The organism is Streptomyces sp. NPDC056161 (assembly GCF_042268025.1).
GTDB lineage: Bacteria > Actinomycetota > Actinomycetes > Streptomycetales > Streptomycetaceae > Streptomyces.
This window is the reverse complement of the sequence record NZ_JBHJUV010000007.1, coordinates 60,463-86,733: the sequence shown is the minus strand read 5'-3', so window position 1 is coordinate 86,733 and position 26,271 is coordinate 60,463. Positions and strand designations below refer to the sequence as shown.

The window sequence follows — 26,271 nt, the reverse complement described above, 5'->3', positions numbered from 1 at the left end:
GCCCATCGCGCGGGGTGTGGCGCGCGGGCTGCGGCGGCTGTCCTGGCCGCGCACCCTGCGGGCACGGCTCATCGCCGGACTCGTGGTGCTGCTCGCCGTGAGCTGCGCCGCCGTGGGGGTGGCCGCGGTCGTCGAACTGGACGGCTTTCTCACCCGCCGCCTCGATCAGCAGCTGACCGACGTCGGGAGCCGGCTCCCGGCCAGCCTGGAGCATCAGGGCCAGGGTCTGGCGCCCAACGACCACGACGGCGACGAGTACGGCGACACCCGGCGCCAGGCGACCGGTACCTTCGGCGCCCGCCTGGTCGACGGCCACGTCACCAACGCGGCCGTCGTGACCTCCGGCAGCGCCACCGCCAACCTGCGCCCCGTCGCCCTGTCCGGCGCGGACCAGGCGCGGCTCGCGGCCCTGCCCCTCGACAGCCGGGCCCGCACCGTCGACCTCGGCTCCCTGCACGCCGCCTACCGGGTCGCCGCCTGCTCGGGCCAGGACGGTGACGTACTGGTCACCGGGCTGCCGCTGGAACCGTTGCAGTCCGCCGTGCACCAGCTCGAACTGGTCGCCGGGATCGTCTTCGGCGGTGCCCTGGTGATCACCGGCGTGGCCGGCGCCCTGTGGGTGCGCTGGTCGCTGCGGCCGCTGACCCGGGTCGCCGCGACCGCCACCCGGGTCAGCGAGCTGCCGCTGGCCAGCGGTGAGGTCGCCCTGCCCGCGCGGGCCCCGCAGACCGACCCGCACGGCGAGGTGGGGCAGGTCGCCACCGCCTTCAACCGCATGCTGGGCCACGTCGAGAACGCGCTGACCAAGCGGCAGGCGAGCGAGGAACGGCTGCGCGGCTTCGCCGCCGACGCCAGCCACGAGCTGCGCACCCCGGTCGCCTCGGTGCGCGGCCACGCCGAACTCGCCCTGCTGCATCCGGGACCGGTGCCCCCGGAAGTGACGCGGGCGCTGGAACGGATCGCCGCCGAGTCGGCGCGCATGGGCGAGATCGTCGACGAGATGCTGCTGCTCGCCCGGCTGGACGCCGGACGGCCCCTGGAGCGCCGTCCCGTCGACCTCACCCGCCTCGTCCTGGATGCCGTCGCGGACGCGCGGGCCGCGGGCCCCGGCCACGGCTGGGCGCTGGAGCTGCCCGAGGAACCGGTGACGGTGACCGGGGACGCCCACCGCCTGCAACAGGTGCTGGCCAACCTGCTGGCCAACGCGCGGTCGCACACACCGGCCGGCACGAAGGTGACGGTGTCCCTGCGGACCGACGGCGAGACCGTCCGGCTGCACGTCCACGACACCGGGCCGGGCGTGCCCGAGGAGATCCGCCCCGGCGTCTTCGAACGTTTCACCCGCGCCGAGCACCGCCGCCGCACGGACGCCACGGGCGGCGGCGCCGGTCTCGGCCTCTCGATCGTGGCGGCCGTGACCGAGGCGCACGGCGGCGCCGTGGACCTGGAGAGCGGGCCGGGCGCCACGACGTTCACGGTCCGGCTGCCGGCCGCGGGCCAGGGGGGTACCGCGCCAGGGCCGGCTGGTGCTTCCGGTGCGGTCCACGACGCGCCTGCGGAGGGTGGTGCCTACGCGGCTGGATCGTCCGGTGTTCCTGATCGGGTCCGTGATTCGACGTCCCCGCCCGGTGTTCCTGATCGGGTGCGTGACGCGGCGTCCTCGTCCGGTGTTCCCGGTCCGCTCCGCCACGCGGCACCGTCGTCCGATGTTCCTGACCAGGTCCCCGAGTCGGCACCGCCGACCGGCGTCCCGCGTCCGGCCCGCGATCCGGCCGACCGGCGGCGGTGAGGCATGTCACCCCTCGGCCGCGCGGGCCGGCGCCGGTGCCAGTTGATCGTCGGGGCCGCGTGGGCCGGTGTCCGTGCCGGTTGATCGTCGGGGCCGCGTGGGTCGGTGTCCGTGCCGGTCGACCGTCGGGGGCCGCGCGCGCCGGTGTCAGTACCGGGTGATCGCCGTGGCCCCGCCCGTCGTGCCGATCGCCATGTGCGGCCGGGCCGCCGGGCGGGCCCAGCGGAGGATCCGGCGCATGGCGTCGGCGGGCACCGACACGCAGCCGGCGGTCGCTCCCGGCCCGTTGACGTGCAGGAAGATCCCGGCACCCCGGCCGCGCACGGGATGCCGGTAGTTGAAGCCGATGACGAGCGCGTGCGCGTACTGCGTGCCGTACGCCATCAGGTGCTCCGACTCGGCGGCGCGGCAGTCGGCCGGCCGGGGTTCGGTCCAGCGGTTGTAGGCGAGGGACGCGGTGTCCTGGCACCACCAGGAATCCTCGTGGACCCGCCGGTACCGCACGGAGGTGCCGGCCGGTGCCGGCCGGTGCCGGCCGCACGCCGAAGGCGAACGGCAGGTCGTACAGCCCGGTCGGGGTGGTGTTCGTGCCCTGCTTGCGGGCCGTGCCCTCGACGAGTCCCCCGGCGCCGAACCGGGCCGGCGCCGATCCGGCCCGCACCCACCGCCCGCCCCGGCGGTCCCACCAGGTGACGGTGCCCTTGGTCGCGCCGGTGCGCGGCGCCTCGGCGGTGATCAGCTGGGTGCCGCCCCCGGTGTCGGCCATGCCGGCCGGCAGCGGGCGCGCCCCGGCGGTGGCGGGCGCCGCACCGAGCGCGAGGAGGGACGCGGAGACGAGGGTGGCGACGACACCTGGGCGCATGGCTCAGACGGTAGACGGCGGCAGCGGCAACGGCAGTCCGGGCAGGCCGTCCAGGCTGCTCGCCACGTGGTCCTTCCTGGTGAAGTAGTCGTTCAGTGAGGCGTCGTCCTCGCGCGCGAAGCGCCGTTCGTGCAGATCCCGGTCGGCCTCGTACGCCATGAGGGGGACCGCGTAGCCGCAGGTGTCCCGGACGAGTTCGGCGTGTACGACGATGATCGCGCGCAGGCCGTGCGGGGTCGGGTCGATGTCCGGGAAGTACCCGAGCAGTTCCTTGAACCGCGGGTCGTCGCGGAAGACCGGTTCGCCCCGCCCGTGCACCCGGACGATGTTCGGCGGGCCCTGGAAGGCGCACCACATCAGCGTGATGCGGCCGTTCTCCCGCAGATGGGCGACCGTCTCGGCGTTCGACCCGGCGAAGTCGAGGTAGGCGACGGTGTGCGCGTCGACCACCACGAAGGAGCCCTTGAGGCCCTTGGGGGAGAGGTTCACCGTGCCCTCGCCGGAGAGTGGGGCGGTGGCGGTGAAGAAGAGGGGCTGTTCCTCGATGAACGTGCGGAGTCTGCCGTCGATGCGTTCATAAGTCTTTCCCATGTCTGCCGAGTATTGCCGTAATCCGTTCGGAGGTCGAAGAAAAAAACGCGCCATCCGGCCGGGAGTGGATGGTGGCCGGCGCCGTCCCCGCCGCGGTCCCCGGCGCACGGGGGCCCGGAGCCGGCAGCACGGCGCCCGTCACCCGGTGCCCGGCATCCGCTCTCCGGTGTCCGGTGCGCCCCGAGCCGTGCGACGCGCCACCTCCCCCCACCCGGATTGACGAATCATGCAGAGTGCTGCATACTCATGCATGTCAGCCAGTGCACTGTGAGGAGAAACCCGTGACCGAGCGCGTCGTACTCGCCTACTCAGGCGGTCTGGACACCTCTGTCGCCATCGGCTGGATCGCCGAGGAGACGGGCGCCGAGGTCATCGCCGTTGCGGTCGACGTCGGCCAGGGCGGCGAGGACCTGGACGTCATCCGCAAGCGCGCCCTCGCCTGCGGCGCCGTCGAGGCCGAGGTCGCGGACGCCAAGGACGAGTTCGCCGACGGCTACTGCCTCCCGGCGATCAAGGCCAACGCGCTGTACATGGACCGCTACCCGCTGGTGTCCGCGCTGTCCCGGCCGACGATCGTCAAGCACCTGGTGGCCGCGGCCAAGAAGCACGGCGCGACCACGGTCGCCCACGGCTGCACCGGCAAGGGCAACGACCAGGTCCGCTTCGAGGCCGGCATCGTCGCCCTCGCCCCCGACCTCAAGTGCATCGCCCCGGTCCGCGACTACGCGATGACCCGCGACAAGGCGATCGCCTTCTGCGAGCAGAAGCAGCTCCCGATCGCCACCACCAAGAAGTCCCCGTACTCCATCGACCAGAACGTCTTCGGACGCGCCGTCGAGACGGGCTTCCTGGAGGACATCTGGAACGCCCCGATCGAGGACATCTACGAGTACACCTCCAACCCGGCCGAGCCCCGCGAGGCCGACGAGGTGATCGTCACCTTCAAGGAGGGCGTCCCGGTCGCCGTCGACGGCAAGCCCGTCACCGTCCTCCAGGCCATCCAGCAGCTCAACGAGCGCGCCGGCGCCCAGGGCATCGGCCGGATCGACATGGTCGAGGACCGGCTCGTGGGCATCAAGTCCCGCGAGGTGTACGAGGCTCCGGGCGCCATCGCCCTGATCACCGCCCACCAGGAGCTGGAGAACGTCACCGTCGAGCGCGAACTGGCCCGCTACAAGCGCCAGGTCGAGCAGCGCTGGGGCGAGCTGGTCTACGACGGCCAGTGGTTCTCCCCGCTCAAGCGCGCCCTGGACGGCTTCATCGACGAGGCCAACCAGTGCGTCTCCGGCGACGTCCGGATGACCCTGCACGGCGGCCGCGCCGTGGTCACCGGCCGCCGCTCCGACCAGTCGCTGTACGACTTCAACCTGGCGACCTACGACACGGGCGACTCGTTCGACCAGTCCGCCGCCCGGGGCTTCATCGACATCTACAGTCTGTCGTCGAAGATCGCGGCCAAGCGCGACCTGGCGTGAGCGCCTGACGGCACCCCAGCCGCACCGGCCTGACACCCGCCTCCTCACTTGTGTCCGAGTGGGGAGGCGGCGGCACATCCACATCCACATCCACCTCTCCCACAGGTCTCTCCTAGGAGCAACGCAAGTGAGCAGCAACAGCGGTGACGTCCGGCTCTGGGGCGGCCGGTTCGCGGACGGTCCCGCCGAGGCCCTGGCGAAGCTGTCCGCGTCCGTCCACTTCGACTGGCGGCTCGCCCCCTACGACATCGCCGGTTCGCGTGCCCACGCGCGCGTGCTGCACAAGGCGGGGCTCCTCACCGAGGACGAGCTGACCCGGATGACCGCCGGTCTCGACCGGCTGGAGGCGGACGTGGCGGACGGCTCCTTCGTCGGCACCATCGCCGACGAGGACGTCCACACCGCTCTGGAACGCGGCCTGCTGGAGCGGCTCGGCCCGGACCTCGGCGGCAAGCTCCGCGCGGGCCGCTCGCGCAACGACCAGATCGCCACGCTGTTCCGGATGTATCTGCGGGACCACGCCCGGATCATCGGCGGCCTGATCGCCGGGCTCCAGGACGCGCTGATCGGCCTGGCCGAGGCCCACCCCGACGTGGCGATGCCCGGTCGCACCCACCTCCAGCACGCCCAGCCGGTGCTGTTCGCCCACCATGTCCTCGCGCACGTCCAGGCCCTGTCCCGGGACGCCGAGCGGCTGCGCCAGTGGGACGAGCGGACGGCCGTGTCGCCGTACGGCGCGGGGGCCCTGGCTGGCTCCTCGCTCGGTCTCGACCCGGAGGCGGTGGCCGCGGACCTGGGCTTCGAGCACGGCAGCGTGGGCAACTCCATCGACGGCACGGCCTCCCGCGACTTCGTGGCCGAGTTCGCCTTCATCACCGCGATGATCGGCGTCGACCTCTCCCGGATCGCGGAGGAGGTCATCATCTGGAACACGAAGGAGTTCTCCTTCGTGACGCTGCACGACGCGTTCTCCACCGGCTCGTCGATCATGCCGCAGAAGAAGAACCCGGACATCGCCGAGCTGGCCCGCGGCAAGTCCGGCCGGCTGATCGGCAACCTGACCGGCCTCCTCGCCACCCTCAAGGCGCTCCCGCTGGCCTACAACCGCGACCTCCAGGAGGACAAGGAGCCGGTCTTCGACTCCTGCGACCAGCTCGAAGTGCTGCTGCCGGCCTTCACCGGCATGATGGCCACCCTCACGGTCAACCGCGAGCGCATGCAGGAGCTGGCCCCGGCCGGTTTCTCACTCGCCACCGACATCGCCGAGTGGCTGGTCAAGCAGGGCGTGCCCTTCCGGGTCGCGCACGAGGTGGCCGGCGAGTGCGTGAAGACCGCCGAGGCCGAGGGCAAGGAGCTGGACGAACTGACCGACGAGCAGTTCGCGAAGATCTCCGCCCACCTCACCCCCGAGGTCCGCACGGTCCTCGACGTCCCCGGCGCCCTTGCCTCCCGCGACGGCCGCGGCGGGACGGCACCGGCCGCGGTCGCCGTCCAGTTGGCCGAGGTCAAGGCGGACGTGGTGGCCCAGCACGCGTGGGCCGTCGCCAAGAACGCGAAGTGACACCGGGGCGGGCACCGGCCCGCCCCGCGCTCGTGATCACGGTTCACCGGCCCCGCGCGCGTGATCACGGCCACCACGCGCGCGTGCGGCCCGGCCGTCGCGGTTACGTTGGTCGTGCACGCGTGTCACAGCCGACCGAACGGAGCCCGCGATGTCCTTCGCCCGACTGGCCTCAGCGACGACGGCCACGTGCCACATCGGCCTGGGGCTCGCCGCCGTCGGACGTCCCGGGTACATCAACCTCGGCCGGGAGCGGGACCTCCCGGCCGACCGCACCGTCGACGCCCTGCGCGAGCGCACCCACGAACTCCTCGACGCCGCCTACGCCCAGGGCGTGCGCTACTTCGACGCCGCCCGCTCCTACGGCCGCTCCGAGGAGTTCCTCGCCGACTGGCTGCGCGCCCGTCCGGACGTCACCGACGTCGTCGTCGGCAGCAAGTGGGGCTACACCTACACCGCCGACTGGTCCACCGACGCGGCGCAGCACGAGGTCAAGGACCACAGCCTGCGGACGTACGAGCGCCAGCGCGCCGAGACGGACGCGCTGCTCGGCGACCGGCTCGACCTCTACCAGATCCACTCGGTGACCCCCCACAGCCCTGCCCTCGCCGACAAGGAACTCCACGCGAGGCTCGCCGAGGCCGCCGCCGGCGGCCTGACCATCGGGTTCTCCACCAGCGGCCCGGCCCAGGCGGACGCGGTCCGCGCCGCCCTCGCCGTGACGGTCGACGGCGAGCCCCTGTTCCGTACCGTCCAGTCGACGTACAACCTCCTGGAGACGTCGGCCGCTCCGGCCCTCGCCGAGGCGCACGACGCCGGGCTCACGGTGATCGTGAAGGAGGGTATGGCCAACGGGCGGCTGGCCGCCGCGCAGGCACCGCAGGTGCTGCGGGCCGTGGCCGAGGAGACGTCCCTGGGGTGCGACGCCGTCGCCCTCGCGGTGATCCTGCGCCGGCCCTGGGCGGGCGTCGTCCTGTCCGGCGCCGCGACCGCCGGCCAGCTCGCCTCCAATCTCCAGGCGGCGGCCGGCGACCTGGACGAGGAGCAACTGGACCGGCTCGCCCCGCTCGCCGAGGAACCGGCCGTCTACTGGGAGCAGCGCGGACAGCTCCCCTGGCACTGAACCCCACCGATCCCGCACTCCTGATACCGCCATGCCTGCGATGAGACATTTACGTCTCACATGACTTACCCTCGTCTCATGGCTCTGGACCGCGACCGTGTGCTGCGCAGCGCAGCCGCCCTGCTGACCCGCAGATCCACCGCGACCATGGACGAGGTCGCCAAGGCCGCCGGGATCAGCCGGGCCACCCTGCACCGTCACTTCGCCGGGCGTGACGCACTGGTGCGGGCGCTGGAAACGCTCGGCATCGAGGAGTGCCGGGCCGCGCTGGACGCGGCCCGCCCGGACGAGGGCCCGGCGAGCGACGCGGTACGCCGGCTGGTGCGGGAGATCGAGCCCGCCGCGGGCCTGCTGGCCTTCCTCTACTCCGAGAGCCAGCTGTTCGAGGGCGAGGACCAGAACCAGGGCTGGGCCCGGATCGACGAGCGGATCGCGGCCCTGTTCCGCAGGGGCCAGGCGGAAGGGGAGTTCCGTATCGATCTGACCCCAGCCTGGCTCACCGAGGCGCTGTACGGCCTGCTGGCCTCCGGCGCCTGGGCGGTCCTGGCAGGCCGGGTCGCCCCCAAGGACTTCAGCCACATGATCGTCGAGCTGCTGCTCGGCGGTGCCGTACGGAGAGCGGAATCATGAGCACCACCCTGCGGGCTGCCCGGCCGACGGAGACGGAGCGGCGCCCGGGCCGCTGGCTCGCGCTCTCCGTCCTTGTACTGGCCGTGCTGCTGGTGGCCGTCGACGCGACCGTCCTCGGCCTCGCGACCCCCTTCATCAGCGAGGACCTCAGGCCCTCCGGCAACCAGCTGCTGTGGATCGGTGACGTCTACTCCTTCGTCATCGCCGGTCTGCTCGTCACCATGGGCGGCCTCGGCGACCGCATCGGCCGCAAGCGGATCCTGCTCGGCGGTGCCACGGCGTTCGGCGCGGTCTCCGTGCTCAACGCCTACGCCACCACCCCCGAGCTGATGATCCTGGCGCGGGCGCTGCTCGGTGTCGCGGGCGCCACCCTGATGCCCGCCACGCTCGCGCTGATCCGCAACCTCTTCCACGATCCGCGCGAGCGCAGCCTTGCCGTCGGCGTCTGGGGCGCCATGGCCTCCGCCGGTACGGCCGTCGGCCCGATCGTGGGCGGATTCCTGCTGGAGCACTTCTGGTGGGGTTCGGTCTTCCTCATCAACCTGCCGGTGATGGCGGTGCTCGTCCTGGTCGGCGCGAGGACGCTGCCCGAGTCCCGCAACCCGCACCCCGGCCCGTGGGACCTGGCGAGCGTGGTCCTGTCACTGGCCGGCATGATCGGTGTCGTCTACGCGATCAAGGAGGCCGCCTCGCACGGCTTCTCCCCGGCCGTCCTCGGCACGGGCCTGCTGGGCGTGGCGGCGCTGTCCGGGTTCGTGCGCCGCCAGTTCACCCTGCCGGTCCCGCTGCTGGACATGCGGCTGTTTTGGCGGCGCGGGTTCAGCGGGGCGGTCCTCGCCGACCTGCTGACCGTGCTCGGCATGTCCGGGCTGGTGTTCTTCCTCTCCCAGTACCTGCAACTCGTCCAGGGCAGACGCCCGTTCGAGGCGGGCCTCGCCGAGCTGCCGGCCGCCGTCGGCGCGGTGGTGACCGGACTGGTCGCAGGCCGGGCGGCGCGGCGCTTCTCGGTGCGGGCCGTGGTCTCCGGCGGCCTCGCCGCGGTGGGCCTGGCGCTCGCCGCGCTGACCACCCTGACCCGGACGACCGGCTATCCGCTCCTCGGCGCCGCGCTCCTGGTCGTCGGCGTGGGCGCGGGCTTCTCCTTCACGGTGACCGCCGACGTGATCCTCTCCAGCGTGCCCAAGGAGCAGGCGGGCGCCGCCTCCGCGGTCTCCGAGACGGCATACGAACTCGGCGCCGCCCTCGGCATCGCGCTGCTCGGCTCCATCGTGACGGGCGTCTACCGGGGCTTCACCGGCCCGGCGGGCACCCCCGCCGCGGCCCACGAGTCACTGGGCGGCGCGGTGGAGGCGGCGTCGGACCTGCCGGCCCACACCGCGCAGGCCCTGCTGACCGCGGCCCGCGACTCCTTCGTACAGGGCCTCCACCTGGCCGCCGGCGCCGGAGCGGTGGTCCTCCTGGCCACCTCGGCGGCAGCCTGGTTCCTCCTGAAGAACCAGAAACTGGAAAACTCCCCCTGAGAAAAACCCACCCTGTGCACCAGCAAACCCCAGCACGACAACCCCCTTCAGGGGCGCGGGGAACTGCGCGAGCGACCACGACGAACCCGCATCTGAAGGCCCGCAGGTTCACCGAGCCGGTCCGCCGGACCTGACCGGCAACCCCCTTCAGGGGCGCGGGGAACTGCGCGAGCAACCACGACGAACCCGCACCTGAAGGACCGCAGTCCCCACTGCCACCCAACCCGCCCCAACCGCCGGAGGCCCCCGTCAGGCGGCCTTCGCCTTGGTGGCGTACATGTCCACGTACTCCTGCCCCGACAACCGCATGACCTCCGTCATCACGGAATCGGTCACCGCCCGCAGCACATAGCGGTCCCGGTCCATCCCCTCGTACCGGGAGAACTCCATCGCCTCACCGAACCGCACGGTCACCCGCCCCGGACGCGGAATGCCCCGCCCGCCCGGCTGCAGCTTGTCCGTGCCGATCATGGCGAACGGCACCACCGGCGCGCCCGTCATCAGGGTCAGCCGGGCGATGCCGGTACGGCCGCGGTAGAGCCGCCCGTCGGGGGAGCGGGTGCCCTCGGGGTAGATGCCGAACACCTTCCCCTCCTCCAGGACCCGCCGCCCGGTCATCAGCGCGGCCACGCCCCCGCTCGCCCCGTCCCGGTCCACCGGGATCATGCCGACACCGGTGAAGAACCACGCCATCAGGCGGCCCTTGAACCCCTTGCCGGTGACGTACTCGTCCTTGCCGATGAAGAACACCTGCCGTTTGGACACCAGCGGCAGCACGATCGAGTCGATGAACGTGAGATGGTTGCCCGCCATGATGACCGGACCGTCCGCCGGGATGTGCTCCACGCCCTCCACCTGCGGGCGGAACATCAGGCGCATGATCGGTCCGAGCACTGCCTTGATGAGCGCGAAGCGGGACAACGGGTCCTCCGATGTCGAGGGCGGTATGAGTCTTTGCAGGTGAGGACGATACTCGTGGCATGGGCGAAGCGCACATCACGTGTGTCCCGTTCACCGATGTCTTACTCACAATTGACGTGGGTTTACCTGCGGTGGCGTGCCACGGGACCGGGCGGCGCGCGCGTGTCGATGTGACGGACATCGCCCGGCCGTCCGCCGGACACCCGTTCGTCCCGCCCCGGACGGCCCGTCACCCCCGGCTTCCCGGGTGACATCTGACATCACCCGGGTGTTGGGCCCGGAGTCTCCCCTGCGTCATGTCCACGCCCCTACGATCGGCGCGCACCGACGATGATTCCGGCCGGGCGCCCCGCGGCGGGGTGCCGGACACAGCGGCCGAGCGGATGGCAGGAAGGCGTTCATGAACACGCACGAGTCGAACGGTCAGACGCAGGGAACGGGACGGCGAGCGCTCCTCGGCGCCGCGGTGCTCGGCGCGGGCGGAGCGGTCCTCGGACTGCCCGGCGCCGCTCGGGCGGCGGACTCCCGGTCCGCCGGACAGGGCGCCGGCCTGAAGAGTTTGCCCGTGCCGACGATCATCGGCCACCGGGGTGCCAGCGGCTACCGCCCCGAGCACACCTTCGGCTCCTACCAGCTGGCCCTCGACCTCGGCGCCGACATAGTCGAGGCCGGTGACCTGGTGCCCACCAAGGACGGCCACCTGGTGTGCCGGCACGAGCCGGAGATCGGCGGCACCACGGACGTCGCGGCCCACCCCGAGTTCGCCGCCCGCAAGACCACCAAGGTCCTCGACGGCGTCTCCACCACCGGCTGGTTCACCGAGGACTTCACCCTCGCCGAGCTGAAGACCCTGCGTGCCGTCGAGCGCATCCCGGCCAACCGCCCGCACAACACCCTCTACGACGGACGCTGGGAGATCCCCACGTTCGAAGAGGTCCTGCAGTGGCAGGACGAGCAGACCCGCAAGCGCGGCAAGCAGGTCTGGATCTACCCGGAGACCAAGCACCCCACCTACTTCCGCAAGCTCGGCCTCGGCCTGGAGGAGCGGGTCGCCAAGCTGCTGCGCAAGTACGGCAAGGACAAGCGGAACTCGCCGGTCATCCTGCAGTCCTTCGAGCCGACCAGCATCCAGCGGCTGAACGAGCTGGTCGACAACCCGCTGGTCGTCCTGCTCTCGTCGGCGGACAGCCGCCCCTACGACTTCGTCGACGCGGGCGACCCGCGCACGACCGCGGACCTGATCACCCCGAAGGGCCTGCGGGAGCTGGCCGGCTACGCGCAGGGCATCGGTCCGACCCTGGACCTGATCATCACGAAGAAGGCCGACGGCAGCCTGGACAGGACGACCACGCTCGTCGCGGACGCGCACAAGGTGGGCCTGGTCCTGCACCCCTACACCATGCGCAACGAGAACCCCTTCCTGCCGAAGGAGTTCCGCAAGGGCACCGACGCGGACGCCTACGGAGACGCGTTCGGCGCGTTCAAGGCGTACTTCGCGACCGGCATCGACGGTGTGTTCACCGACAACACGGACACCGGTCTGCTCGCCCGCGCGGACTTCGTCAACGGCTGAGCGCCCGACGCCCGTTCGGGTCGATCCCCGGCCGCCCCGGCAACTGGTGCCGGGGCGGCCACGTCGTTGCGCATATGACGCACGATCTTGTTGCCGCGCTGCGCCCGCTCCTCACCGCCGAAGCCGGTGCCGAAGCACATGCCACGGGAACCGAACCCGCGGATCTGGAGCAGGCGGTCTGGCTGCGCCTCCTGGAACGCCTGGAGGCCGCAGGGCCACCGCCGGACCCGCAGGTCTGGCTGCGCCGGGCCGTGCGTGCGGAGGCACGGCGCAGCAGGCGCAGGGCCCGCGTGGAGCGGCCGTACGAGACGGAGCCCGCCGACGGCGCGGCCGACGGGCCCGAACAGGCGGCGCTCACCGCGGCACGCCACCGCGCGCTGCGGGAGGCGGTCCGCAGGCTGCCCGGCCGCTGCCCGCGGCTGTTGGAGGCGCTGCTGTCCCCGAAGGACCTCACCTACCGGGAGATCGCGGGGGAGTTGGGTATCTCACAGGGCAGTCTGGGGCCGGAACGTTCCAGATGTCTGGGATGTCTGCGGCGATTGCTGTCGGCGGAGGTTGCGGGCCGCTGAGCGCGGGGATAGGAGTGGGGAACCATTGGCGATCAGGTGAGCGGGAGGCGTGCGCACATGGGCATGAGCGTGACCATCTCGGCGGCGACCGAGCGGGATACGGAGCAGATCTTCAGGCTTCAGTACCTGTGCTTTCAGAGCGAGGCGGCACTGTACGGGAACTACCGCATCGACCCGCTCGTCGAGACCCTCGACTCGGTCCGTGAGGAGGTCGCGGCCGACTGCGTCTTCGTCGCCCGGCTCGGCGACGAGGTGGTCGGCTCGGTCCGCGGCACGATCAGCGAGGACGGCGCGGCCGCCATCGGCAAACTCTGCGTCCACCCGCGGCTTCAGGGCCACGGCATCGGCGCCCGGCTGCTGCGCGCCGCCGAGGCCGCGCTGGCCGAGGAACGCGGCGCCACCACGTTCCGGCTGCAGACCGGCCACCGCAGCGAGAGCAACCTGCGGCTGTACCGGCGGGTGGGCTACCAGAGGGTCGGCACCTCCGAGGGCTCGGACGGCGTGCCGATGATCGTCCTGGAGAAGCCGGCCGGGACCTACGCGACTACGGCGTGACACCGGCCCGCGCCCGGCGCAGCCAGTACAGGGCCGTCAGGGGCAGCAGCACCGGAATGAAGACGTACCCCATGCCGTAGTCGGACCAGACCGTCGAGTCCGGGAAGGCGGACGGGTCGACCAGCGTCCAGGTCCCGACGGTCAGCACACCCGCGAGTTCGGCGGCGCAGCACACCAGCGCCGCCCTGCGCGCCCGTTCCCCGCCACGCACCAGCGAGTACGTGATGAATCCGTAGACCACGCCCGCCACCGCCGACAACGAGTAGGCGAGCGGCGCCCGGTCGAACTCGGTCGCGATCTGGTAGACGGACCGCGAGACGGCGCCGACGACCATCACGCCGTAGAACCAGACGAGCAGCATCCCGGGCCCGCTGATCAGCCGCGCTTTCGCCGGCTTGCCCTCGGTCGTGGTCAACTCAGCCTCCCCAGATGTCATAGAGCCGTACCTCCAGGACGGCGAGCACGACGCCGCCCGCGGCGACCGTCACCGAGCCCCACCGAGTGCGTTCGGTCAGTGACATGAAACCCGCCGCCGGGATGCACGCGAACGCGCCCAGCAGATAGGCCACGAAGATCGTCGTCCCCTGCTCGGGGTGCTCGCCGCGGGCCAGCTGCACGATCCCGGCCACCAACTGCACTACGGCCAGCAGCGACACCACGGCCATCCCGATGAAGTGCCAGTCCTTGGTCGGCTGGTCACGGTAGGCCGCCCAGCCGCACCAGGCGGCCAGCAGCAGCGCGGCGACCCCGGTCACCAGCGTCAGGGGATTGAGCATGCGGTGACCCTATTACGGTGCCGGTGCCCGGCCGCGTCCGGGCCCGGTGCGACCGGTGGCGGAGCCGGGGCGGCGGCGGTGCCGTCCGGGCGGGCCGCGCGGTCCGCCCCGGCACCGTGGCGTTGGCCACAACCCGCCCCGCGTACGAGCCGGCCGCGGGCCGGGCAGCGAACCCCCGCCGGCCCTCTCCGCGCTGGTCACCGACCGTGGAACGGGGTCCTTCGGCTTCAGCCGGCCGCCGCCCGCCGCTGCCCACCGCCGTCCGGCATACGGACGGCGGCGGCCTGTCAGCACCGTGGGTCTGATTAACTGGCCGCATGACCATGACGAGCAGCCGCACCCTTGCGACCGAGGCGACCAGCACGCCCGGTGCTCGTTGTATGTGTCGAATGTGCGCCTGCTAGCGCACCCCCGCACCGCCTGAGCCCCGCGCCCCGAAGCGCGGCACGGCCGCGCGTCGTCGTGCGGCCCGCGCAGCGGCTCGGCCCCGCGCACCCGGTCCATCTCTCCCCGCGCCACCGCGAGAACCGCATCGCGTCCTCGCTCGAACGCGCCCTGAGGGCACACCCACGCCCCCGACAGTGACGGAAACCCACGTGATCACCACCACGGGCCTGACCAAGGTCTACCGCACCCGCGGCCGCGAGGTCACCGCCCTCGACGGCGTCGACCTGCACGTCCGCGAGGGCGAGGTGTACGGCGTCATCGGCCAGTCAGGCGCCGGCAAGTCCTCGCTCATCCGCTGCGTCAACCTGCTGGAACGCCCCACGTCCGGGACGGTCACCGTGGCCGGCCAGGAGCTGACCGCGCTGGCCGGTCGCGGTGCCGGGGCCAACCGCGAGCTGCGCCGGGCGCGCAGCCGGATCGGCATGGTCTTCCAGCACTTCAACCTGCTGTCCTCGCGGACGGTCCAGGGCAACGTCGAACTGCCCCTCGAAATCCTCGGCAGGTCCGGGAAGGACCGGACCCGCAAGGCGCTCGAACTCCTCGACCTGGTCGGTCTCGCCGACCTGGCCCGGTCCTATCCCGCCCAGCTCTCCGGCGGTCAGAAGCAACGCGTCGGCATCGCCCGCGCGCTGGCCGGCGACCCCGACGTGCTGCTCTCCGACGAGGCCACCAGCGCCCTCGACCCGGAGACCACGCGCTCGATCCTGCACCTGCTGCGCGACCTGAACCGGCAGCTCGGCCTCACCGTCCTGCTCATCACGCACGAGATGGACGTCGTGAAGTCGATCTGCGACTCGGCCGCCCTCATGGAGCGGGGCCGCATCGTCGAGTCCGGCACGGTCGGCGAGATCCTCGCCACCCCGGGCTCCGAACTGGCCGCCGCGCTGTTCCCCGTGGGCGGCGAGAGTTCCGGTGCCGACCGCACCGTCCTCGACATCACCTTCCACGGCGAGGCCGCCACCCAGCCGGTCGTCTCCCAGCTGTCGCGCACCTACAACATCGACATATCGATCCTCGGCGCCGCCATCGACACCATCGGCGGCCTGCAGACCGGCCGGATGCGGATCGAACTGCCCGGCCGCTACGAGGACAACGTCGTACCGATCGGGTTCCTGCGCGAACAGGGCCTGCAGATCGATGTCGTCGGCCCCGCGGGCCAGCAGTCCACCCTGGTGAAGGACGGTGCCGAATGACCTGGTCGGAGATGCAGCCGCTGCTGTCCCAGGCGTGTTGGGACACGCTCTACATGGTCGGCTGGTCCACGCTCGTCGCCGTCGTCGCGGGACTGCCGCTCGGTGTCCTGCTCGTCCTCACCGACCGCGGCGGTCCGGCCCAGAACGTCGTCGCCAACAAGGTGATCGGGCAGACCGTGAACATCGCCCGCTCGATGCCGTTCATCATCCTGATGGTGGCGCTGATGGGCTTCACCCGCTGGGTCACCGGCACCACCATCGGCCGTGAGGCGGCCATCGTGCCGCTCGCCGTCGGCGCGATCCCGTTCTTCGCCCGGCTCGTCGAGACGGCCGTCCGGGAAGTGGACGACGGACTGGTCGAGGCCGTACAGGCGATGGGCGGCAACACCTGGACCGTGGTGCGCAAGGTCCTGGTGCCGGAGTCCCTGCCCTCGCTGGTCTCCAGCACCACCACCACGATCGTCGCCCTCATCGGCTACTCCGCCATGGCCGGCACCGTGGGCGCCGGCGGCCTCGGCGACATCGCCATCCGCTACGGCTACCAGCGCTTCGAGACCCAGCTGATGTGGATCACGGTCGCCGTCCTCGCGGTCGTCATCTCCGTCATCCAGTTCGCCGGCGACTACGCGGCCCGCGGACTGCACCGGCGCGGCGGCAGGTCGGGACCGGCCCCGAGGCTGCGCCTGCTCAAGGATCCGGCCGCGGACGGCGAAGCCGCCTGACCCGGCGCCGCCGCCCGACCACCCGATCCCGCCCAGATCTCCCCGCACACCCGACAGCGGGGCCGTATCGCCCTAAGGAAAGGCACTTTTCGTGCGTAACACCGCAAAGATCACCGCCGCCCTCCTCGCCGCCGGAGCCCTCACCCTCGGGCTCACCGGCTGTGGCTCGGGCAACGACGACTCCTCCTCCTCCGACGGTCCCCTGGTCGTCGCCGCGAGCCCCACCCCGCACGCCGAGATCCTGAACTACGTCAAGGACAACCTGGCGAAGAAGGCGGGCCTCGACCTGGAGGTCAAGGAGTTCACCGACTACATCACGCCGAACACGGCGACCGAGGACGGCTCGGTGGACGCCAACTACTTCCAGAACCAGCCCTACCTCGACGACTTCAACAAGAAGCGCGGCACCCACATCGTGCCCGTCGTCACCGTGCACCTGGAACCGCTCGGCCTCTACTCGCACAAGGTGAAGGACGCCGACGCCCTGAAGTCCGGCGCGACCGTCGCCGTCCCGAACGACACCGTCAACGAGGCCCGCGCCCTGAAACTCCTCGCCGCGAACGGCCTCATCACCCTCAAGGACGGCGTCGGCAACGAGGCCACCCCGCGGGACATCGCCGAGAACCCCAGGAACCTCACGTTCAAGGAGGTCGAGGCGGCCCAGACACCGCGCTCCCTGGACGACGTGGACGCCGCGGTCGTCAACGGCAACTACGCCATCTCCGCCGGGCTGAGCCCCGCCAAGGACGCGCTCGTCCTGGAGTCCGCGAAGAACAACCCGTACGGCAACTTCCTCGCGGTCAAGGAGGGCAACGAGAAGGACCCGCGGGTGGTGAAGCTCGCCGGGCTCCTCACCTCGCCCGAGGTCAAGAAGTTCATCGAGGACAAGTATCAGGGGTCCGTCATCGCGTCCTTCTGAGCGGCCGCCGCCGCCGGCCGGCCGCGGACGGGGGTGCGTATACCGCGTATCGCCCGCACGGGGGTCCGCACCCGCACCGGGTGCGGACCCCCGTGGTGCGGTTCGGTGCTCCCATGCTGCATGCTGGGCAGTTCAGCAGGCCCTGAAGGCTCATCCGACGGTTACGGAGCGGCGCATGACTAGCACCTTCCCCAACATCTCCATCAGCACGGAGCGGTTGGTGCTGCGGCCCCTCGACGAGGACGACGTGCGCGAGCTGACCGAGATGATGAACGACGAGCAGGTCGCGGCCTGGACCCATGTCCCGCAGCCGTTCACCGAGGAGGGTGCCCGCGGCTGGATCACCTCGTACGCGCCGGCCGAGCGGGCCGCCGGCCGCGGGCTCGACTTCGCGGTCACCGAGTTCCTCACCCAGCGCCTGGTCGGCATCGTCCAGCTGACCAAGGCCGACTGGCGCATCCGTTCCGTCGAACTGACGTACGTCATCGCCCCCTGGGCCCGCGGCGAGGGCTACGCCGCCGAGGCCGCCCTGGCCACCGCCCGATGGCTGTTCAACGACCAGAAGTTCGAGCGCGTCGAACTGCGCACCGCCGCGGGCAACACCGCGTCCCAGCAGGTCGCCCAGAAGATCGGCTGCATCAGCGAGGGCGTGCTGCGCAACGCCTGCATAGCCCGAGTCCGCGCCGAGGACGGCACCTGGACCGACCTGCGCACCGATTTCATCGTGTGGAGCCTCCTCCCGGAGGACCTGGAGGGCGCGGGCGAGCAGCTCGCCGATACGGGCGGTTTCACCAGGTTCCCCGACTGGAACTGACCCGGCTTCAGCGACCGCGCCCGACCGGACCTGACCCCGGCACCGCCCCGCCGCGCGCCCGGCCGGTCCGCCAGGTACTCTCACCAAGCCCGCGTGCGGACGCCCGCTCCTTGCCGGCCTGCAAGAACAACCTGCGACAACACGGGAGACAGTGGACATGGCCGACCGGGTCACGGTGATCGGCTGGGACGGCTCGCCGCTGACCGCAGCCGCGCGCTCCGCGCTGGGCGCCGCGACCCTCGTCGCGGGCGCCGCCCACCACTTGGCCCTGCCCGAGGTACCCCCCGGCGCCGAGCGCATCCGCCTCGGCAGCGTCGCCCTGGCCGCCCGCCGCATCGCCGCCCACCGCGGCACCGCGGTGGTGCTCGCCGACGGCGACCCGGGGTTCTTCGGGGTCGTACGGAGCCTGCGCGCACCCGAGTTCGGGCTGGAGGTGGAAGTCGTCCCGGCGGTCTCCGCCGTGGCCGCGGCCTTCGCCCGCGCCGGGATGCCCTGGGACGACGCCCAGGTGGTGGTCGCACACCGGCGCACCCTGCGCCGCGCGGTGAACGTGTGCCGCGCCCACACCAAGGTCGCCGTGCTCACCTCACCCGGTGCCGGGCCCGCCGAACTCGGGCTGCTGCTGGAAGGGGTGCACCGCACCTTCGTCATCTGCGAGGAACTGGGCACCGAACGCGAGCGGGTCACCGTCGTCACCTCCGACAACGCCGCCGACCACGCCTGGCGCGACCCCAACATCGTCATCGTCATCGGCGGCCCGGCCGGCGCCGCGGACAGCGGTGGTTGGATCGCCGGGCGCGATCCGGGCCAGGGCCGGCGCGGCTGGGTCCAGCCCGACGAGGCGTACGGCGGCGGACTCGGCGAAGGCGAGACGGAACTGCTGCGGTCCGCCCAACTGGCCCGCCTCGGCCCGCGCGTCGGCGACCTGGTGTGGGACATCGGCTGCGGCAGCGGGGCGTTCGCCACCGAGGCCGCGCGGGCCGGCGCCGCCGTCATCGCCGTGGACCGCAGCTCCGGGGCGTGCGCCCGCACCGAGGCCGCCGCCCGCGCCTTCGGCGTGCAGCTCCAGCTCGTGCACGGCACCGCCCCGCTGGCCCTGGAGAACCTGCCCGAGCCGGACGTCGTCCGGGTCGGCGGCGGCGGAGCGGCCGTGGTGTCGGCGGTCGCCGACCGCCGCCCGCAGCGCATCGTCACGCACGCCGCGACCCGGGACGCGGCCGAACTCGTCGGCCGTGACCTGACCGAGCACGGATACCGGGTCGAGTGCGCCCTGCTCCAGTCCGTCGAACTCGACACCAGGGCCTGGACGGAGACGGAGCGGAGCGTCGTGTTCCTGCTCACCGGAGAGCTGCCGGCGCGTGAAACGCCCCGCTGAGAAGCGGTGGGCGGACGCCGGACGACCCCGTCCGCACCGCGGCCCGTGATCCTGTTGTCGTACTGCGCGCGGTAGGCTGGCCGATCGTTGTACCGCACTCGGTGGCCCGGAAATTCGTTCGTCAATGTCCGGAAAACGCGCCGGTTTTGGGGGCAAGTGTGGTAGGGCGGATCCGGAGGGCGCGCAACGTGGCGCAGTCCACAGCGGACTGTCGCGGATCATGCTGTCGCGACGGTGGAACAGCCGGGACAATGCCATCGAATGGCTTTGTCGCCTTTTCCGGGCGGTCGTTCGTGCCGCTGGGCACGCACGCTCGTTCTTCACTGTGAGCGGTCGGTGCGCCGCTCCGGGTGAGCTGGTCGTAGGGAGCACTAACCGATGGGCGAGGGATACGCATGACCGACACCGGCCAGGTCCCGGGCGAGGGGCTGCCGGAGAGCGCAGGCATGGTGGAACAGCCGGGCGTCCCCGCGCACGGTGCGTACCACTACCTCTCCGGTGCTCCCGCCGAGGACGACGAGCTGCTGCTGCCGGGCGCCCAGGGCGCCTGGGGCAACGAAGTGCCACCGCCCGCCCCGGAGCCCGTCGTCGAGGCCGTCCACGAGCCGGGGCCGCACGAGACGGCCGGCCGGGACACCGGCTCCGTCGACCTCGGCGGCGTGCGCCTGCCGGACCCCGCGGCGGTGTCCGCCGCGGCGTCCCCCGTCCTGTCGGCGCCGCCGTCCCCGCACGACCAGGCCGCGGCCTCGCGCCGTCCGCTGCACCTCGGCCCGCCGACCCCGGACGCCTCCACGAGCCCGGTCCGCTCCCTGGCCGACCGCGGCCCCGCGGACGCGCCGGTACGGCAGCAGGGCGTGCCCGCGGCGGGACCCGAGTACCTCGACGGCCAGCCGCTGCGCGACCTGGCCCCGCAGAGCGCCGCCCCGTGGAGCGCGCCGCAGGCACCCCTGGCCCAGACGAACACCAGGGCGTCGGTCGCGGAAACGGTTGCTCCGGTCGACCTTCCGGGACCCGGCCTCTCCGGTGTCGCCCAGCCGACCGTGCCCAGGCTCGCGCCGGGAGCGGTCGTGGCGGGTCGCACCGCTGTGGCGGCCCACCCGACCCAGCCGGCCGGGCCCGCCCTGGCGACCGTCGAGGCACCGGGAAGCGGCCCCGAACCGCAAGGACCTTTGGACCTCAGGACCGCCCACGCGCCAGGGCACGGCCGGGGGCCCGCCCACGACGGGACGCACGCCGTCACCGACGGCCCGGCACCCGAGGGCGCGCACGGCCCGGCACCCGTGGGTGCGCAGGGTCCGGTGGCCGCGCCGGCCGGCCCCGGGAGCGGGTACGGCCCGGACGGCGGTGCCCGTCTGGACGTGGCGCCGTCCGCGGCCCCCGCACCGGGTCCGGACGGCACCCAGGGTGGGCAGACCGTCCTCGTGGCACCCGACGCGTCGCGTTCCGAGGCGGCTCCGGCCCCGGGGACGGCCCAGGCCGCGGTGCCCCAGGAGACCGCCCCGCAGGATCCGGCCGCCGCCCACGGTGCGCAGGCCCGTCCTGAGGACGGTGCCCGGACCCCGGCCGCCCAGGCTCCGCACGCCGCCCCGGACGTGTTCGCCCCCGAGGCCGCCCCGCACGTCGCTCCGGACGCACAGGCCACCACCGCCGGACAGCCCGGCGTCGTGCCCGTGCCGCCCGCCACCGGCCCCGCGCCGCTGGCGCCCACCGGCGACGCGCCCCGGACACCCGTCGTCGGCATTCCGACGGCGGCTCTCGGTACGCCGACACCGGCGGCCGGCATTCCGACGGCGGGCCTCGGTACGCCGACACCGGCGGTCGGCACTCCGACCGCCGCCCTCGGTACGCCGACGCCCGCGGCCGGCGTCCCCGTGCCCGGCGCCCCGCAGCAGGCCGAGTCAGACGCCCCCGCGCCGGCCGAGGGGCCGCATCCCGAGCAGGCGCCGCCCGGCGCACCCGTACCGGAGCAGGCGACCGACGGACCCCAGGGGCTGCCGGGGCAGGAACCGCAGCCGTCACAGCCGCCGCAGCAGGCCGCCGCGGCGGACCCGCACGGCGCGGCCCCCGCCGGATCGGTGCCCACGGCACCCGAGGACCCGACTGCGGCCACCCCGTCGGCTCCGGCCGCCCCGGCGCACGAGGGCACCGGACCGCAGGCCGCGCCCCCGGCGCCCGAGACCGCCGAGCCGCAGACCGTACCGGGCCCGCAGACCGCGCCCGGCGCGCAGCTCCAGCCACCCGCGCAGGCCGAGCCCGGCACCGCAGCGGCGCCCACGCCCGCCGAGGCCGTCCCCGCCGAGGCCGTCCCCACCGAGGCCGTCCCCACCGAGCCCGCTCCCGACGAACCCGCCGCCGAGACCCCGGCCGGGGCTCCCGCCGACCTCTCCGGCGGCGAGTCGTCCGGCGAGCCGACGCCCCCGCCGGGCGCCGCGGCCGAGCCGGACGCGGAGCACACCCCGGGACAGTTCGTGCCGGTCGACGGCACCGTGCCGACGACCCCGCACCTCGCGCCCACGCCGCCGCAGCCCGTCGTCCTGCCCGCACAGGAACAGGGCGAACCGCAGCCGGTCCCGGCGGCCCCGCCGGAGCCGGTCGCCTCGGTCCCCGGACCCCGCGAGGCCGAACCCGCCGCCGCGCAGTCCGCGCCGGACGCCCCCGACGTCGTCCAGCAGGCGGCGGACCTGGAGACCAGGGCCGCCGACCAGGAGGAGGACACCGTCACGGAAGCGGCCCGTCCGCCCGCCGGACCGGCCGCCCCCGGCTACGCGGACGCCGAGCGCGAGGCCGTCCTCAAGGTCATGCGCGAGCGCCGCGACATCCGCAACGGCTTCCGCGCCGACCCCATCCCGCACGAGGTGCTGCTGCGCGTCCTGGAGGCCGCCCACACAGCGCCCTCCGTCGGCCACTCGCAGCCCTGGGATTTCGTCGTCATCCGGTCCGCCGAGACCCGCCGCACCATGCACGAGCTGGCGATGCGTCAGCGCGACGCCTACGCCAAGTCGTTGCCCAAGGGCCGGGCGAAGCAGTTCAAGGAACTGAAGATCGAGGCCATCCTCGACACCCCGGTGAACATCGTCGTCACCGCCGACCCCACCCGCGGCGGCCGGCACACCCTCGGCCGGCACACCCAGCCGCAGATGGCGCCGTACTCCTCCGCGCTCGCCGTGGAGAACCTGTGGCTCGCCGCGCGGGCCGAGGGCCTCGGCGTCGGCTGGGTCAGCTTCTTCGACGAGCGCGAGATGGTCCGCGCCCTCGGCCTGCCCGAGCACCTGGAGGTCGTGGCCTACCTGTGCGTGGGCTACGTCGACGAGTTCCCGGACGAACCCGAGCTGGCCCAGGCCGGCTGGTCCAAGCGCCGCCCGCTGTCCTGGGTCGTGCACGAGGAGACGTACGGCCGCCGCGCGCTGCCCGGCGAGGACCCGCACGACCTGCTCGCCGAGACCGTCGCCGGGATCCGCCCGCTGGACGCCAAGGCGCTCGGCGAGGCATGGGAGCGCCAGAAGCGGATGACCAAGCCCGCGGGCGCGCTCGGCATGCTGGAGATCATCTCCGCGCAGCTGGCCGGCCTGTCCCGGCAGTGCCCGCCGCCGATCCCGGAGCCCGCCGCCGTCGCGGTCTTCGCCGGTGACCACGGCGTGCACGCGCAGGGCGTCACGCCCTGGCCGCAGGAGGTCACCGCGCAGATGGTGGCCAACTTCCTGGGCGGGGGAGCGGTCTGCAACGCGTTCGCCGGCCAGGTGGGCGCCGAGGTCTGCGTGGTCGACGTCGGCGTCGCCACCGACCTGCCGGCCACGCCCGGCCTGCTGCCCCGCAAGGTGCGCGCCGGCACGGCCGACATGACCACCGGTCCGGCGATGACCCGCGAGGAGGTCAAGCAGGCCATCGAGGTCGGCATCGAGACCGCCCGCGACCTGGTCGCGGCGGGCAACAAGGCCCTGCTCACGGGTGAGATGGGGATCGCCAACACCACGGCCTCGGCCGCCCTGATCGCCGTCTTCACCGGCGCCGACCCGGCCGAGGTCACCGGCCGCGGCACCGGCATCAACGACGAGACGCTGGCCCGCAAGACCGAGGTCGTCCGCCGCGCCCTGGACATGCACCAGCCGGACCCGGCCGACCCGATCGGGGTCCTCGCCGCGGTCGGCGGCCTGGAGCACGCGGCCATCGTCGGCCTGCTCCTCGGTGGCGCCTCGCTGCGTACGCCGGTGATCCTGGACGGGGTCAGCGCGGGTGCCGCCGCCCTGGTGGCCCGCGCCATCGCCCCCGAGGTGCTGGCGGCCTGCATCGCGGGCCACCGCAGCGCCGAGCCCGGTCATGTGGCCGCCCTGAACAAGCTGGGCCTGCGTCCCCTGGTCGACCTCGATCTGCGGCTTGGCGAGGGTACCGGCGCCCTGCTGGCGCTGCCGTTGGTGCAGAGCACCGCACGGGCGATGCACGAGGTGGCGACGTTCGACTCGGCGGGCGTAACTGAGAAGTAGGCGCACCCGCGCGGTGGTCCGGCGCCCGGCAGCCGGACCACCCGTGCCGTACGTCCCGCCGACGCCTTAAAATCCGCACGTCAGGGCCGCTCCGGAGCCGCAGCGTGCCCACCGCACCGCCCGCCCGAGGAGCCGTCCGCCATGGCCGTACATCCCGCCTACCCCGTAGGTCTCCGCCTCGCCGGCCGCCGTGTGGTCGTCCTCGGCGGCGGCCAGGTCGCCCAGCGCCGCCTCCCGGCGCTCGCCGCGGCCGGCGCGCAGATCCTCCTCGTGTCCCCCGGGGCGACCCCCTCGGTCGAGGCGATGGCGGACGCCGGGGAGATCACCTGGGTGCGGCGGCGGTACGAGGACGGCGACCTCGCGGACGCCTGGTACGCGCTCATCGCCACCAGTGACCCGGTGGCGAACGCCGCCGCCTCCGCCGAGGCGGAGCGGCACCGCGTCTGGTGCGTCCGCGCCGACGACGCGGACGCGGCCACCGCCTGGACCCCCGCCACCGGCCACAGCGCGGGCGTCACGGTCGCCGTCCTCACCACCGACGCGCGGGGCCGCGACCCCCGGCACACCGCCGCCGTCCGCGACGCGGTCGTCGAGGGACTGCGCGACGGGACGCTGGTCGCCCCGCACCACCGCACCCGCACCCCGGGCGTGGCCCTGGTCGGCGGCGGACCCGGCGACCCCGACCTGATCACGGTGCGCGGGCGCCGGCTGCTCGCCGAGGCGGACGTGGTCGTCGCCGACCGGCTCGGACCGCGCGACCTGCTCGCCGAACTCCCGCCGCACGTCGAGGTGATCGACGCGGCGAAGATCCCCTACGGCCGCGCCATGGCCCAGGAGGCGATCAACCGGGCGCTCGTCGAGCACGCCCGGCAGGGCAAGTCGGTGGTCCGCCTCAAGGGCGGTGACCCGTTCGTCTTCGGCCGCGGCATGGAGGAGGTCCAGGCGCTTGCCGAGGCCGGCATACCGTGCACGGTCGTCCCCGGCATCTCCAGCTCGATCTCGGTGCCCGGCGTGGCCGGCATCCCGGTCACCCACCGGGGCGTCGCCCATGAGTTCACCGTGGTCAGCGGCCACGTCGCCCCGGACGACGAGCGGTCCCTGGTCGACTGGGCGGCGCTGGCCTCACTCACCGGCACCCTCGTGGTCCTCATGGGCGTCGACAAGATCGGACGGATCGCCGAGACACTGGTCGCCCACGGCAAGTCCCCGGACACCCCGGTCGCCCTGGTCCAGGAGGGTACGACGGCCGCCCAGCGCCGGGTCGACGCGACCCTCGCGACGGTCGCCGAGACCGTCCGCGCCCAGGACGTGAGGCCGCCCGCGGTCGTCGTCATCGGCGAGGTCGTCGCCGTCGGCCCGCGCTCGGCCGCCGAGCCCGCCCGGTGAACGCGCCTCCCCGGGGACTGCTCGCTTCCGGTGACCGCGCGCTCCGGGCGACCGCTTGCTCCCCGTGACCGCGAGCGCTGAGTAACCGCGGGTAACACAACCTTTCCCGAGCCGTTGGCACCGCACCCAGGACAAGGCAGTATCTCTCTGTGGCCGATCTCATCACCGTTGAGGACCCCGAAGACCCCCGCCTGAGCGACTACACGGGCCTGACCGACGTCGAACTGCGCCGCAAGCGCGAACCGGCCGAAGGACTGTTCATCGCCGAGGGCGAGAAGGTCATCAGACGGGCCAAGGAAGCGGGCTACGAGATGCGCTCGATGCTCCTTTCGGCCAAGTGGATCGACGTCATGCGCGACGTGATCGACGAACTGCCCGCTCCCGTCTACGCGGTCAGCCCGGAACTCGCGGAACAGGTCACCGGCTACCACGTGCACCGCGGCGCCCTCGCCTCCATGCAGCGCAAGCCGCTGCCCACGGCGGCCGAACTGCTGCGCTCCGCCCGCCGGGTGGTGGTCATGGAGTCGGTCAACGACCACACCAACATCGGCGCGATCTTCCGCTCGGCCGCCGCCCTGGGCATGGACGCGGTGCTGCTCTCCCCGGACTGCGCCGACCCCCTTTACCGTCGCAGCGTCAAGGTCTCCATGGGTGCGGTGTTCTCCGTGCCGTACGCCCGTCTGGACACCTGGCCCAAGAGCCTGGAGTCGGTCCGCGAGGCCGGCTTCACCCTGCTGGCGCTGACCCCGGACGAGAAGGCCGAGTCCCTGGACGAGGCGGCGCCGCACCGGATGGCGCGGGTGGCGCTGATGCTCGGCGCCGAGGGCGACGGACTGTCCACCCAGGCCCTGGTCGCCGCCGACGCCTGGGTCCGCATCCCCATGTCCCACGGGGTCGACTCGCTCAACGTCGGCGCCGCGGCGGCGGTCGCCTTCTACGCGGTGGCCACCGGACGTCCCCGCGACTGAGCAGCCCCGAAGGAGGGCGGGCAC

General features: G+C 73.1%; 20 protein-coding genes and 2 pseudogenes. 17 read left to right on the top strand and 5 right to left on the bottom strand.

The genetic code is table 11. The features are described from left to right. Positions 1-28: 28 nt before the first annotated feature. Positions 29-1,492: pseudogene (locus ACFC09_RS08935) on the top strand (sensor histidine kinase); the annotation flags it as partial. Positions 1,493-1,936: 444 nt separating this feature from the next. Here the strand turns inward: ACFC09_RS08935 and ACFC09_RS08930 are convergent. Continuing rightward, a pseudogene (locus ACFC09_RS08930) lies at positions 1,937-2,651 on the bottom strand (L,D-transpeptidase). A gap of 3 nt (positions 2,652-2,654) precedes the next feature. After that, entirely contained in the window at positions 2,655-3,242 is a 588-nt protein-coding gene (locus ACFC09_RS08925) for a pyridoxamine 5'-phosphate oxidase family protein (protein WP_376525167.1), read from the bottom strand. 281 nt (positions 3,243-3,523) lie between these two features. Between ACFC09_RS08925 and ACFC09_RS08920 the strand changes: the two genes are divergently transcribed. The 5 genes from ACFC09_RS08920 to ACFC09_RS08900 all read left to right on the top strand — a co-directional run bounded on the left by ACFC09_RS08920 (position 3,524) and on the right by ACFC09_RS08900 (position 9,551). Further along, entirely contained in the window at positions 3,524-4,717 is a 1,194-nt protein-coding gene (locus ACFC09_RS08920; protein WP_376525165.1) for an argininosuccinate synthase, read from the top strand. A gap of 127 nt (positions 4,718-4,844) precedes the next feature. Further along, positions 4,845-6,278 (top strand): argininosuccinate lyase, encoded by a 1,434-nt coding sequence (argH, locus tag ACFC09_RS08915; protein WP_376525164.1) that lies wholly within the window; start codon positions 4,845-4,847, stop codon positions 6,276-6,278. Between the two features lie 151 nt (positions 6,279-6,429). Next, the gene (locus ACFC09_RS08910; protein ID WP_376525162.1) at positions 6,430-7,401 is read left to right on the top strand and encodes an aldo/keto reductase; all 972 of its coding nucleotides are present in this window, start codon (positions 6,430-6,432) and stop codon (positions 7,399-7,401) included. Between the two features lie 78 nt (positions 7,402-7,479). Continuing rightward, the gene (locus ACFC09_RS08905) at positions 7,480-8,031 is read left to right on the top strand and encodes a TetR/AcrR family transcriptional regulator (protein ID WP_376525160.1); all 552 of its coding nucleotides are present in this window, start codon (positions 7,480-7,482) and stop codon (positions 8,029-8,031) included. Beyond that, on the top strand, positions 8,028-9,551 hold the full coding sequence (locus ACFC09_RS08900) for an MFS transporter (protein ID WP_376525158.1): 1,524 nt from the start codon (positions 8,028-8,030) through the stop codon (positions 9,549-9,551). The genes ACFC09_RS08905 and ACFC09_RS08900 overlap by 4 nt, the downstream gene beginning before the upstream one ends. A 249-nt stretch (positions 9,552-9,800) precedes the next feature. Here the strand turns inward: ACFC09_RS08900 and ACFC09_RS08895 are convergent, their stop codons facing one another. Next, a complete protein-coding gene (locus ACFC09_RS08895) occupies positions 9,801-10,472 on the bottom strand; it encodes a lysophospholipid acyltransferase family protein (RefSeq protein ID WP_376525157.1) in 672 nt (223 codons plus the stop codon). Between the two features lie 400 nt (positions 10,473-10,872). Between ACFC09_RS08895 and ACFC09_RS08890 the strand changes: the two genes are divergently transcribed. From ACFC09_RS08890 to ACFC09_RS08880, 3 genes are all read left to right on the top strand, one after another. Next, positions 10,873-12,045, top strand: coding sequence for a glycerophosphodiester phosphodiesterase (locus ACFC09_RS08890; protein WP_376525155.1), 1,173 nt, complete (start codon positions 10,873-10,875; stop codon positions 12,043-12,045). Between the two features lie 74 nt (positions 12,046-12,119). Beyond that, positions 12,120-12,614 carry a sigma-70 family RNA polymerase sigma factor gene (locus ACFC09_RS08885; RefSeq protein WP_376525154.1) on the top strand — a complete coding sequence of 165 codons (495 nt, stop codon included), beginning with the start codon at positions 12,120-12,122 and terminating at the stop codon, positions 12,612-12,614. Positions 12,615-12,671: 57 nt separating this feature from the next. Continuing rightward, complete coding sequence (locus ACFC09_RS08880) at positions 12,672-13,169, top strand: GNAT family N-acetyltransferase (RefSeq protein ID WP_376525152.1); 498 nt, start codon at positions 12,672-12,674, stop codon at positions 13,167-13,169. On the opposite strand, the gene ACFC09_RS08875 is transcribed toward ACFC09_RS08880, so the two are convergent. Both ACFC09_RS08875 and ACFC09_RS08870 read right to left on the bottom strand, forming a co-directional pair. Beyond that, positions 13,159-13,605: a hypothetical protein gene (locus ACFC09_RS08875; protein ID WP_376525151.1), complete on the bottom strand. Its 447-nt coding sequence runs from the start codon at positions 13,603-13,605 to the stop codon at positions 13,159-13,161. The two genes, ACFC09_RS08880 and ACFC09_RS08875, sit on opposite strands and share 11 nt — an antisense overlap. After that, a complete protein-coding gene (locus ACFC09_RS08870; protein ID WP_376525149.1) occupies positions 13,586-13,945 on the bottom strand; it encodes a hypothetical protein in 360 nt (119 codons plus the stop codon). The genes ACFC09_RS08875 and ACFC09_RS08870 overlap by 20 nt, the downstream gene beginning before the upstream one ends. 596 nt (positions 13,946-14,541) lie before the next feature. Here ACFC09_RS08870 and ACFC09_RS08865 point away from each other — a divergent pair. The 8 genes from ACFC09_RS08865 (at position 14,542) to ACFC09_RS08830 (ending at position 26,247) form a co-directional block, all read left to right on the top strand. Then, positions 14,542-15,585 carry a methionine ABC transporter ATP-binding protein gene (locus tag ACFC09_RS08865; protein WP_376525147.1) on the top strand — a complete coding sequence of 348 codons (1,044 nt, stop codon included), beginning with the start codon at positions 14,542-14,544 and terminating at the stop codon, positions 15,583-15,585. Then, the gene (locus ACFC09_RS08860) at positions 15,582-16,307 is read left to right on the top strand and encodes a methionine ABC transporter permease (RefSeq protein ID WP_376525145.1); all 726 of its coding nucleotides are present in this window, start codon (positions 15,582-15,584) and stop codon (positions 16,305-16,307) included. Before ACFC09_RS08865 ends, ACFC09_RS08860 begins: the two co-directional genes overlap by 4 nt. Before the next feature lie 91 nt (positions 16,308-16,398). Next, positions 16,399-17,226: a MetQ/NlpA family ABC transporter substrate-binding protein gene (locus ACFC09_RS08855; RefSeq protein WP_376525143.1), complete on the top strand. Its 828-nt coding sequence runs from the start codon at positions 16,399-16,401 to the stop codon at positions 17,224-17,226. Positions 17,227-17,401: 175 nt separating this feature from the next. Beyond that, the gene (locus ACFC09_RS08850; RefSeq protein WP_376525142.1) at positions 17,402-18,040 is read left to right on the top strand and encodes a GNAT family N-acetyltransferase; all 639 of its coding nucleotides are present in this window, start codon (positions 17,402-17,404) and stop codon (positions 18,038-18,040) included. A 157-nt stretch (positions 18,041-18,197) separates the two neighbouring features. Beyond that, positions 18,198-19,415: a precorrin-6y C5,15-methyltransferase (decarboxylating) subunit CbiE gene (cbiE, locus tag ACFC09_RS08845; protein ID WP_376525140.1), complete on the top strand. Its 1,218-nt coding sequence runs from the start codon at positions 18,198-18,200 to the stop codon at positions 19,413-19,415. Positions 19,416-19,810: 395 nt separating this feature from the next. Next, complete coding sequence (gene cobT / locus ACFC09_RS08840; RefSeq protein ID WP_376525138.1) at positions 19,811-23,893, top strand: nicotinate-nucleotide--dimethylbenzimidazole phosphoribosyltransferase; 4,083 nt, start codon at positions 19,811-19,813, stop codon at positions 23,891-23,893. Positions 23,894-24,034: 141 nt separating this feature from the next. Then, on the top strand, positions 24,035-25,279 hold the full coding sequence (cobA, locus tag ACFC09_RS08835) for a uroporphyrinogen-III C-methyltransferase (protein WP_376525137.1): 1,245 nt from the start codon (positions 24,035-24,037) through the stop codon (positions 25,277-25,279). Between the two features lie 149 nt (positions 25,280-25,428). Continuing rightward, positions 25,429-26,247 carry a TrmH family RNA methyltransferase gene (locus tag ACFC09_RS08830; RefSeq protein ID WP_376525135.1) on the top strand — a complete coding sequence of 273 codons (819 nt, stop codon included), beginning with the start codon at positions 25,429-25,431 and terminating at the stop codon, positions 26,245-26,247. The last annotated feature ends 24 nt before the right edge of the window (positions 26,248-26,271 follow it).

What these genes read in the sequence shown, in the direction of transcription:
- cobT (WP_376525138.1), top strand. Translation starts at nt 19,811, where the DNA reads ATGACCGACACCGGCCAGGTCCCGGGCGAGGGGCTGCCGGAGAGCGCA.
- ACFC09_RS08875 (WP_376525151.1), bottom strand. Translation starts at nt 13,605, where the DNA reads ATGACATCTGGGGAGGCTGAGTTGACCACGACCGAGGGCAAGCCGGCG.
- cobA (WP_376525137.1), top strand. Translation starts at nt 24,035, where the DNA reads ATGGCCGTACATCCCGCCTACCCCGTAGGTCTCCGCCTCGCCGGCCGC.
- ACFC09_RS08860 (WP_376525145.1), top strand. Translation starts at nt 15,582, where the DNA reads ATGACCTGGTCGGAGATGCAGCCGCTGCTGTCCCAGGCGTGTTGGGAC.
- cbiE (WP_376525140.1), top strand. Translation starts at nt 18,198, where the DNA reads ATGGCCGACCGGGTCACGGTGATCGGCTGGGACGGCTCGCCGCTGACC.
- ACFC09_RS08890 (WP_376525155.1), top strand. Translation starts at nt 10,873, where the DNA reads ATGAACACGCACGAGTCGAACGGTCAGACGCAGGGAACGGGACGGCGA.
- ACFC09_RS08850 (WP_376525142.1), top strand. Translation starts at nt 17,402, where the DNA reads ATGACTAGCACCTTCCCCAACATCTCCATCAGCACGGAGCGGTTGGTG.
- ACFC09_RS08905 (WP_376525160.1), top strand. Translation starts at nt 7,480, where the DNA reads ATGGCTCTGGACCGCGACCGTGTGCTGCGCAGCGCAGCCGCCCTGCTG.
- ACFC09_RS08925 (WP_376525167.1), bottom strand. Translation starts at nt 3,242, where the DNA reads ATGGGAAAGACTTATGAACGCATCGACGGCAGACTCCGCACGTTCATC.
- ACFC09_RS08910 (WP_376525162.1), top strand. Translation starts at nt 6,430, where the DNA reads ATGTCCTTCGCCCGACTGGCCTCAGCGACGACGGCCACGTGCCACATC.
- ACFC09_RS08870 (WP_376525149.1), bottom strand. Translation starts at nt 13,945, where the DNA reads ATGCTCAATCCCCTGACGCTGGTGACCGGGGTCGCCGCGCTGCTGCTG.
- ACFC09_RS08880 (WP_376525152.1), top strand. Translation starts at nt 12,672, where the DNA reads ATGGGCATGAGCGTGACCATCTCGGCGGCGACCGAGCGGGATACGGAG.
- ACFC09_RS08900 (WP_376525158.1), top strand. Translation starts at nt 8,028, where the DNA reads ATGAGCACCACCCTGCGGGCTGCCCGGCCGACGGAGACGGAGCGGCGC.
- ACFC09_RS08885 (WP_376525154.1), top strand. Translation starts at nt 12,120, where the DNA reads ATGACGCACGATCTTGTTGCCGCGCTGCGCCCGCTCCTCACCGCCGAA.